11 protein-coding genes are annotated in these 9,290 nt (G+C 45.6%); 5 read left to right on the top strand and 6 right to left on the bottom strand.

The annotated features are described in order from the left end of the window. The first annotated feature begins 158 nt into the window (after positions 1-158). Both Q0R35_RS12085 and Q0R35_RS12090 read left to right on the top strand, forming a co-directional pair. Positions 159-1,670 carry a site-2 protease family protein gene (locus Q0R35_RS12085; RefSeq protein WP_295618218.1) on the top strand — a complete coding sequence of 504 codons (1,512 nt, stop codon included), beginning with the start codon at positions 159-161 and terminating at the stop codon, positions 1,668-1,670. A gap of 123 nt (positions 1,671-1,793) precedes the next feature. Then, positions 1,794-2,702: a slipin family protein gene (locus tag Q0R35_RS12090; RefSeq protein WP_295618221.1), complete on the top strand. Its 909-nt coding sequence runs from the start codon at positions 1,794-1,796 to the stop codon at positions 2,700-2,702. Positions 2,703-2,991: 289 nt separating this feature from the next. Here Q0R35_RS12090 and Q0R35_RS12095 read toward each other — a convergent pair whose 3' ends face one another. From Q0R35_RS12095 to Q0R35_RS12120, 6 genes are all read right to left on the bottom strand, one after another. After that, a complete protein-coding gene (locus tag Q0R35_RS12095; protein WP_295618224.1) occupies positions 2,992-3,837 on the bottom strand; it encodes a DUF4388 domain-containing protein in 846 nt (281 codons plus the stop codon). Between the two features lie 207 nt (positions 3,838-4,044). Next, entirely contained in the window at positions 4,045-4,605 is a 561-nt protein-coding gene (locus Q0R35_RS12100; protein ID WP_366944876.1) for an ATP/GTP-binding protein, read from the bottom strand. Between the two features lie 6 nt (positions 4,606-4,611). Further along, complete coding sequence (locus Q0R35_RS12105; RefSeq protein ID WP_295618230.1) at positions 4,612-5,472, bottom strand: DUF4388 domain-containing protein; 861 nt, start codon at positions 5,470-5,472, stop codon at positions 4,612-4,614. A 225-nt stretch (positions 5,473-5,697) separates the two neighbouring features. Beyond that, positions 5,698-6,063, bottom strand: coding sequence for a roadblock/LC7 domain-containing protein (locus tag Q0R35_RS12110; RefSeq protein WP_295618233.1), 366 nt, complete (start codon positions 6,061-6,063; stop codon positions 5,698-5,700). A gap of 59 nt (positions 6,064-6,122) precedes the next feature. Further along, positions 6,123-6,599, bottom strand: coding sequence for a hydrocarbon-binding protein (locus Q0R35_RS12115; RefSeq protein WP_295618236.1), 477 nt, complete (start codon positions 6,597-6,599; stop codon positions 6,123-6,125). Positions 6,600-6,916: 317 nt separating this feature from the next. Next, on the bottom strand, positions 6,917-7,393 hold the full coding sequence (locus Q0R35_RS12120) for a hydrocarbon-binding protein (protein WP_295618239.1): 477 nt from the start codon (positions 7,391-7,393) through the stop codon (positions 6,917-6,919). A 35-nt stretch (positions 7,394-7,428) separates the two neighbouring features. Here Q0R35_RS12120 and Q0R35_RS12125 point away from each other — a divergent pair, with 35 nt between their 5' ends. The 3 genes from Q0R35_RS12125 to Q0R35_RS12135 all read left to right on the top strand — a co-directional run. Next, complete coding sequence (locus Q0R35_RS12125; protein WP_295618242.1) at positions 7,429-7,575, top strand: hypothetical protein; 147 nt, start codon at positions 7,429-7,431, stop codon at positions 7,573-7,575. A gap of 126 nt (positions 7,576-7,701) precedes the next feature. Continuing rightward, positions 7,702-7,971 (top strand): YciI family protein, encoded by a 270-nt coding sequence (locus tag Q0R35_RS12130; RefSeq protein WP_295618244.1) that lies wholly within the window; start codon positions 7,702-7,704, stop codon positions 7,969-7,971. A 235-nt stretch (positions 7,972-8,206) separates the two neighbouring features. Beyond that, on the top strand, positions 8,207-9,290 hold a 1,084-nt coding region (locus tag Q0R35_RS12135; RefSeq protein ID WP_295618247.1), incomplete at its 3' end, for a DUF4335 domain-containing protein.

The raw sequence follows: 9,290 nt of genomic DNA on the forward strand, positions 1-9,290 counted from the left end.
GTTGGGTTTCGAGGCTCAACCCAACCTACGCGAGTTATTTAATCCTTACTCCTTAGTAATGCTGTCAATGTTCGGTAGTAGCCGCTACGGAATATTGCTGTCATCCTATAGGTAGGGAGCCGACAGCGGATCCGATTTCTTGTATCTCACTATCACAAATGATTACAGCAGCAAATACAACAACAATCGCACTTCTAATCGTCTCGCTCGTCATCTTGGGTTGGGGTTATTATCGGAATCGAGACTTGGGTAAATTTGGGATTTTGTCGTGGTTGCAGTCAGCCGTGCTGATGATTCCGTGGCTGTTGAGCTTTGGGGCGTTAGCTGCTGGCACTTACATTAATCTCGCAGGCATCCTGCTGCTGCTGCTGCTTTCAACTGGTTTGTATATTTGGTTGGGCACTCAGGTTAGAATCGCTGCTCAAGATCCAGAAGTAGCGGTCAAAATTGCCGAGCGGATGCAACAACGCCAGCGGAAGTACCAGGAAAAACAACCAGGCAAATCGACTGAAAATGACCTGCAAGACCCGGAGATCGCCTTCGACATGCTGAAGATGCCCGATGCAGATTTAAGCGGCATTAAAAGCATTTTTGGCATCGATACTTTTTATGCTACCGAGACGCTAGCGTATCAACAGGGGGCAATTTTTAAAGGTAACTTGCGCGGGGAGGCGGCAACCGTCCATCAGCGATTGACAGATAAATTAACAGGTAAAGTCGGCGATAAATACCGTTTATTTCTGGTCGCCGATCCCGAAGATCGTCCGGTAGTGGTAGTATTGCCGAGTCTCAACGATCCGCAACCAGCGACGATCGGACAACAGATTCTTGGCATAATATTATTCATTGCCACGATCGCGACGAGTTTAGAAGCGATGGGCGTATTTTTAGGCTTTGATTTTTACGAACATTCAGAGCGATTCCGCGAAGTTCTCCCTCTGACATTGGGCATCTGGACGATTTTACTCGCCCACGAAATGGGGCATCGCGTCCTCGCTCAAATGCGCCAAGTCAAAATCGGGCTACCGTTTTTTCTCCCCACCGGACAAATCGGTGCATTCGGGGCAATTACCCGATTTGAATCTTTATTACCCGATCGTAGTACCCTATTTGATATCTCTTTCGCTGGCCCTGCCGCTGGTGGACTAATTTCACTGATAATGTTAGTTGTTGGGTTATTATTATCTAATTCTGGCAGTGGATTAGAAATTCCATCTCAATTTTTTCAGGGTTCGATTTTAGTCGGGACGATCGCTAAAATTGTCTTAGGTGCAACTATTAATCAGGCGACGATCTCGATTCATCCATTGGTAGTCATCGGTTGGCTGGGATTGGTCATTAATGCGCTCAATTTAATGCCAGCCGGACAGCTAGACGGCGGGAGAATGATTCAAGCCATCTACGGACGCAAAACAGCTCAACGCAGCACGCTAATTACGCTAGTAATTCTCGGCTTTGTTGCCTTTTTCAATCCTACTAATTTAGTGATTTTTTATTGGTTGATTTTAGTTGGGTTTCTCCAACGCGCACTAGAGCGTCCTAGTTTAGATGAAATCACCGAACCCAACGACACCCGCGCCGCACTGGCATTAATAGCTCTATTCTTGATGGCTGCAACCGTGATTCCTTTTAGCCCAGAGTTGGCTGGGAGATTGGGGATTGGGAATTAAGTAAGGAGTAAGAAGTAAGGAGTAAGGAGTGCAATTACTTAAAATCTGGAACGCAGTTCCGAAATACATCCACTAAAACCTAAAACCTAAAACCTAAAACCTAAAAATTAAAAATTAAAAATTATGGAAGGATTTGGACTCGCGATCGCGGCGGCGATGTTAGCCGCAATTGTTAAATCGGGAATTAGAGTCGATCGGGAATACGAGCGTGGGGTAATTTTCCACTTGGGCAGATTTCAACAAATCAAAGGCCCCGGACTGTATTTTATCGTGCCAGTTCTCGATCAAAAAGTTCAGGTCGATATTCGGACAAAAACTGTCGATATCGCGCCTCAAGAAGCAGTTACCGCCGATAGCGTTACTATTAAAATTAACGCCGTACTCTACTATCGCATTATCGATCCGATGAAAGCGATCGCGAGAGTTGAAAACTACCAAGTGGCAGTATATCAGGCTTCGATGACCACCCTCCGCAATATTGTCGGTCAACATAGCTTAGATGAAATGTTGCAGGGACGCGATAAAATTAACGCGAAAGTGCAAGAAATCGTCGATGAAATTACCGAACCGTGGGGAGTCGAGATCGAGCGTGTCGAACTTAAAGATGTCGAAATTCCAATTTCGATGCAACGTGCGATGGCAAAAGAAGCCGAAGCCGCACGCGAAAAACGCGCCCGATTAATTAAAGCCGAAGCCGAACAAGAAGCATCTAAACTACTGAGTGAAGCCGCGCAAGAGATGATGCAAAATCCCGCAGCACTAGAATTACGACGGTTGCAAATGTTGACCGAAATCGGCGCAGAAAATAACACCACTACCCTAGTAATGATTCCTTCAGATATCATCAGTCTTGCCAAAGAATGGTCTACCGCCGCACATAATAGCAATATGAATGTCCAAGCTAATGCTGCTAAAGCACAGCCACAAATTAGTGATACTTTGGCAGTACCACAGCATCAACTCAATGCCAGCACGTCAGCAGAGCGGCTGCAATTACCAACACCAGTCGAGGAGATAGGGGATAGGGAATAGGGGGACTGGAGAATTAAGGTGATTTTTGGGAATAATTCTCCCTTAATATTGTCTTGTCTTGACGCACACAACTGGGAGGGAACCTCCCATTCGATGCGTCGCTGTTGCGCTAAACCTTCTCTGCGAGACGCTACGCGAACGGTAAACAAAGGAGGGCACGCACCACTGTCTGAACTATGATTAAAATGATCGACCGATCGACTTTGATGGACTGCTAACCGACAATTTTAGTCTATCCATTAATCATATCAATCATAGTTGAGACGGTATATTCTCGATCGGAAATCACCTAAGCTTTCTTTAAAAAGCCCATCAATTTACTCAGGAACGAGGTAGATACTGGCTTGGGAGCTTTGCCTGCACCCGCAGGTGTAGTGGTACTGACGATCGGCGGCGATAGGGCAAGTACTACCTCGTTTACTAATCCGAGCGCACTCAATCGAAAGCCAATCTGTCGAACGCGATCGATTCCTAACTTTAACAGTTCGGCAATTTGAACGATCGACATTTCACCTAATGAGAGTTTCCAGACTTTCGATTCTTGAGTATCGAGCCGCAGCGTCGGCGGTGTTGCAGATAAGCGTTGGAGTGCAGATTCGGCTGCGGGTAATTTGGCACTCAAGCTACTCCAGTCGCGCAGCATTCTTAACCCCAGTAACGATACCTCTTGAGCCATCAAACTAATGCCAGTCATTTCAGCATATACTAATGATGCCTGCGGATCGAATCGAAACCGTCCGTGATGACCTTCGCCAAATAGTTTGCAAATATTTGCAGTTACTTGAGCGTCAAAAAGTAACTTGAGTTGCTCGGTATCTAGCAAATTACAAGACTTGAGATAAGTACCCAATGGTTGCTCTAGTCTGGTGGCATGAAACGATAGCCCCGTCACCTGTTCTAAAGAGAGCCATTGTCGTTGCGCCATCATTTCGAGCAAGCCTCGATCGGATGATTTCAACCCATTAGTTACAGACACGATCCGACCGCATTGAAATGAGATGCAATAAGCATTATCGACAGATTTACTCAAGCAGCGATCGGAGTCGATCGACAGTACGCCTGTTTTATTACCCTCTTGGACGAAATTAAAGATTTCGACTAATGAGTATTCCGATAAGTAGCCAGTTAGGGACATTGATATTTCCACGCTCTATAAAAACGAATATGTCTAGACGATCGATAGACTTCCCTACAAGCTATTGTGCCCATTCCCAATCTGGATCTAACCCGATCGATAAAAAAATCGACCATTAATTAAATAGGATCGATCGATACACTCCATCTGGGTTAAGACAAAAAACCCGACTTTTTCCAAAAAGTCGGGTTTCTAGCAGCACTGTCGTCAACTTTCAACTGCCACAGCCGCAGCCGCAGTCATTTGCATATAATGTTCGACCAACGCAATCAGCGATATTGCTACCGATTCGCCATCATTGGCAGCTACTAGCACGATCGGCGGTTGCTGTGTGCTATCTTGGTATCCCAACGCCAGCGCGATATCGTCTTGCGTCCAAGCACCTTCACAGTCGCTGTGGGTGATGCCGATAATCATCGGAATTTGGGCTTTTCGGTTCATAAAATTCATAATCCGTCGCGCGTGATGAAACTCACTCGGACGATGCGCTGCAATCAGCAAGATATAGGCATGAGCGCGCTCGATTAAAATCTCCCACATGAAATCGAACCGGATTTGCCCTGGAGTACCATAGATGTGTAATGCCATCTCATCCCCAAATTGGAGGGTACCAAAATCCATCGCTACCGTGGTATTTTGCTTCATATCGGCTACTTCATCTGTAGCGCGACGATCGGTATCGACAACTTCGATCTCACTTACAGACCGAATAAATGTGGTTTTACCCGCACCTACAGTTCCGGTGACCACTAAATTCATAATTTCCATTATTTGTCAACCCTTTTTCTTGAGAAAGCCCATTAAGTTAGTGAGAAACGAGGTAGAGACGGGAGCTTGAGCATTCCCACCACCCACACAGATTGGTTTTGGTGCCGATTTAGATCGATCGAGCTGCGGTTGTGGCGGCTCGGCGGCAACCTCTTGCACTAAGCCAATCGAACTAAGTCGAAAGCCAATTTGACAAACTTTGTTTTGCTCCATGCCCAATTTTGTGGCAATTTGGACGAGTGACATTTCGCCAAGTGCGAGATTCCAGACTTGAAATTCTGGTGTATCTAGGCGTACTGTCGGTTTTGAGGACAATCTCTGGAGTGCCGATTCGGGGGTGGGTAATTTGGCTGCTAAACCCTGCCAGTCTTTGAGCATCCGCAACCCTAATAGAGCGACTTCTTTGGCTGCCATGCTCAACCCGGTCATTTCGCCATAAGCTAATGGTGCTTGCGGATCGAATTTAAACTGTCCGTGATGAATTTCAAATAACTTACAAGTAGGGGCAATTACTTGCGAGTTAAACATCAATGTCAGTTGCTCGGCATTGACTACATTTCGCGATTTGAGGTAGGTACCCAATGGTTGGCTCAACAAATCTACCTGTGTTTCAATACCCGCAACTTGCTCGGCGGGAATCCACCGTCGTTGTGCCATCATTTTGAGCAAACCTCGATTGTGCGCACCATCGCTGGTGGCAACCGATACAATGCGTCCGCCTTGAAATGAGAGATAATAAATATCGCTTAACGATTTCATCAAGCCTCGATCTGGTTCGATCGATAGCACGCCTGTTTTATTACCCTCTTGCACGAAATCAAAGATTTCGGCTAATGAATATTCTGATAAATAACCAGCTAGGGACATTTATAGCTCCAACATATTATAAATATTTATCTACTAAGACTTATAAACTACTACTTTAGAGAGTATACCCAGTCGTAGCTCAAATCTATCGGGGCAAAAGTTTTTTATTAGATAAATTTAATTTAGAAAATTTAATGCCGATCGACTAGCTAAGACGCACCAGATCCCCGACTTCTTTTGAGAAGTCGGGGATCTGACTTCACCAAGATCGACATTACGAACTAATTAGTTCAATGCGGCTTTGATTTCAGTCACAGCGCGTTTGATATCTAGCATTAACAATCCTTGTTTAGCAGATTGATTTGCCAACACGAGGAAGACAGCATCTTCGCCACAACCGATCAGAATGCCATAACCATCGGTACCTTCTACCATGATTTTTTCGACGGTACCACGGGATAATTCTTTACCGATCCGCTCGCCGAGCGAGAGCATCGCCGCAGACATCGCCGAAGTCCGTTCTTCATCCATTGCACCAGGCAAGCTGGAGGCTAGTGGTAAGCCGTCGTGAGATACCAAGGCGGCACCTTGAACATCAGCAGTTCCCGATACAAAATTCTGTAAAATTCCACCAATTGCACTTGCGCCCATGATTTTCCTATAATGATTGAGTAAGTTAAATTGAAAATAGGTCTTCGATTTCGCCAGTATTATGCCATCACGGTGAATTCAAATACATCGTGAGTACCACCGCGTAAAACCGACTCGGTATGCACGCCGCGTAGCTTTTTACCAGTGATTTCGCTCATTGCGCCCCAAACTGCACCCATCGTAAAAGTACATTTGCGATCGGAACCTTGAGGTTCGCCAGCAGAGCAAACAGTTTCCGAGCAATAAACTTTAAGCACACCGCCGTCATCAACGATTTTATCGATCGCAGTTAGGTGGGTACCATTCGCCCCAATTGCTTCGTTTAATTGAGCGGCAATTGACGCAAAATCGGCAGTAGAACCAGACAAACCCAAGCTTTTAGCTACATTTTTGCCGCGTTCGCGTCCAGCCGAAATTAAGGCAATTGCGGTTGCTTTTTCGCCCAGAGCTTCTTCCATTCCAGTGATGACAGCTTTGAAACAAACAATGCTGCTGAATTGTCCTAATGTAGCGCGACTGGTAAGTGCGTTAGACATAATTAATAACTTCGGTAGAGAATAGATAAGAAATTGAAACGAGTTAAACCTAGGCTCTCAGATTGACAGCTCTGGCAGCAAGGTAACAATTTTTTTATGTGCTTCTCTAGTTAGCTTTCCCACACAGACATTAGTTACTAACATTTAATAAAAAATTAGGACTGGCAGATATCGGTCGCTAATCTGTCCGAAATATGTAGCAATCGCAACAGTATATATATATGTATATATCCTGAAAGCTTTGCTAATTATGCCTGACCACGATCGCACCCTTAATCCGATCGGCAGCAATTAAATCTAAACTTATATTGTCGGTATTACTCGATAACGCTAAATTCAAATACATCGTGAGTGCCACCGCGTAAGATCGATTCAGTATGCACACCGCGTAATCTCTTGCCAGTAATTTCGCTCACTGCGCCCCAAACTGCACCCATTGTAAAAGTACATTTACGATCGGAACCTTGAGGCTCACCAGCAGAACAAACTGTTTCCGAACAGTAAACTTTAATAACTTCGCCGTCTTGAACGATTTTTTCGACAGCAGTTAAGCGAGTACCATCTTGACCGACTGCGGCATTTAATTGACTGGCGATCGAGGTGAAATCGGCGGTAGAATTAGACAAACCTAACTTCTGAGCGACATCTTTACCCCGCGCGCGTCCGGCGGCAATTAAGGCAATTGCGGTGGCTTTTTCGCCCAGAGCTTCTTCCATCCCAGTGATGACAGACTTGAAGCAAACAGCACTAATGAATCCGCCCAAATTTTGACGGTTAGAAATTGAATTAGGCACGATCGATAACTCCGGTGTGGATAGTAGATAAAACTGTGAAGCTACTAGTTAAGCTGTTTTCCAGACAAAGTAGCTCGAATCGAGAATTTGTCACCCTGTCAATCGCGATCGACATGGCGATCCGAGAGATTCCTAGAGTATTGTGCCCAGTCTTCGATCGATTAGCACCACTTCCTCAATAATTTTTAGATGTATTATCGAATTCGATTAACTCAATTTGTCGGGCAGCATTTATCTATAGATGAAGCAATTACCGAATGTCTAGTGCGATCGGGCTATAATACTCTGAATTTATCGATCGCCTAGTCATGACTAAATACGTATTGTGGGGTAGTTATTGTGAAGATGTCGTTACGAAACGATCGCCCTATCGAGAGGCACATTTAGCTGGACTAGCGCAGCAAAAAGCCGATGGTATCCTAGTAACGATCGGCCCGACTCAAGATCTGACTAAAGTTTTTGGCATCTATGAAGCCACCGATATCGCCCAAGTCCGCCACCTGATTGAATCCGATCCGTACTGGGTAAATGGCATTTGGACGGAGTATGAAGTTAAGGAGTGGATTCAGGCGATCTGAGTTGGGAGATGGGAGTTGGGAGATGGGAGATGGGAGTTGGGAGTAAGGAGTTGGGAACATTTCTGGCGGGATTCGATCCGAATAACTATCTACCAACCACTATTCAATATTCACTATCCACTATCCACTTAAATCGAGAGCTGGGTACTATAGAAATATCGCTCTGGTGAGATGACGATCGGCACTTTGATATAATCGACTCAATAACCCCCAATTTTACGGAAGCAACATTACCATGACTATTCGCCGCCAGTATAGTTTGCCAAACTGTACGCTCGTTTTAGACGGGTTCAGTGATGGCAACTCCACCACTGGTATCCCCGACTCTCGCCCGGTTATGTCCAGTTTATTTAATGCTGAATGTCACTTTGCCGGGTGCGAACAGCCGTTACTCGGCGGGCGCGATTTCCTGACTAGTTTAGTTACCACAGTCAGCAATTATGCTCAAGAATTTTTGAGTGGGATTCCTCATCCCGCTGGAGCCACAGCAGCTCCTAGTTTGGTATCGTTAGTCAAAGGATCTCGCAATAATATCCATCAGCTTCAAGCGACTGTAGATGCCAGCAACGATCCTAAAGGAATAGATCCAAGCTCGGCTGGTAAACCGACACAGGTAAATTTATCCACAATTCAGCTCTTCGATCTTTTAGAAGCAATCGATCAATTTTTGGCAGACAAACGCACTTTGCCAGATATTATGATTCCGCTCCAACCCATCAGCAAAGCTATTGCCGAGCCGATTGCCGCACAGGCTGTGCCGCTAGGCTTGGGAGTAGCGAGCTTGGTAGCTGCTAGCCTGATTGGTTACGCGCTCCCCTCGCCGCAAGTCCCCGCGCCCAAATCGATCGTTCAGACAACCACCGCACCAGCTAAACCTACATCGGTGCCACCAACCGTACCTGCCGCTAGTCCCAAACCAGCAGCAACGACAACACCCGCGCCGAGTAGTGCCGTACCTAGTAAAACTGGCAAAATTACCGAAGCCACCCAAATCGGTTTTCTCGAACGTAAATTGCAACGAGATCTGCGCCAAAATTGGCAGGAAAGCAGTCAAATTAAGCAGGCTGCTAATTTTCAAGTAAAGGTCAATCAAGACGGTCAGATCGTCGATTATCAGCCCGCAGGGACGACAAATGCTACCCAGTCTAATCTGACTCCTTTAGCCAAACTCACCATTAAAAATCCCGATGCCAATCAAGCGATCGGTAATTTTAATGTCGTCTTCAATCCGACAGGTTCGATCGACATCAAACCCGCAGTACCATTAGAGGGGACGATGAATTTAGGCAAAGTCATTGACGATCCTAAATTGCAGACAA

The sequence above is a fragment of the Chamaesiphon sp. GL140_3_metabinner_50 genome (genome assembly GCF_025361915.1).
GTDB lineage: Bacteria > Cyanobacteriota > Cyanobacteriia > Cyanobacteriales > Chamaesiphonaceae > Chamaesiphon.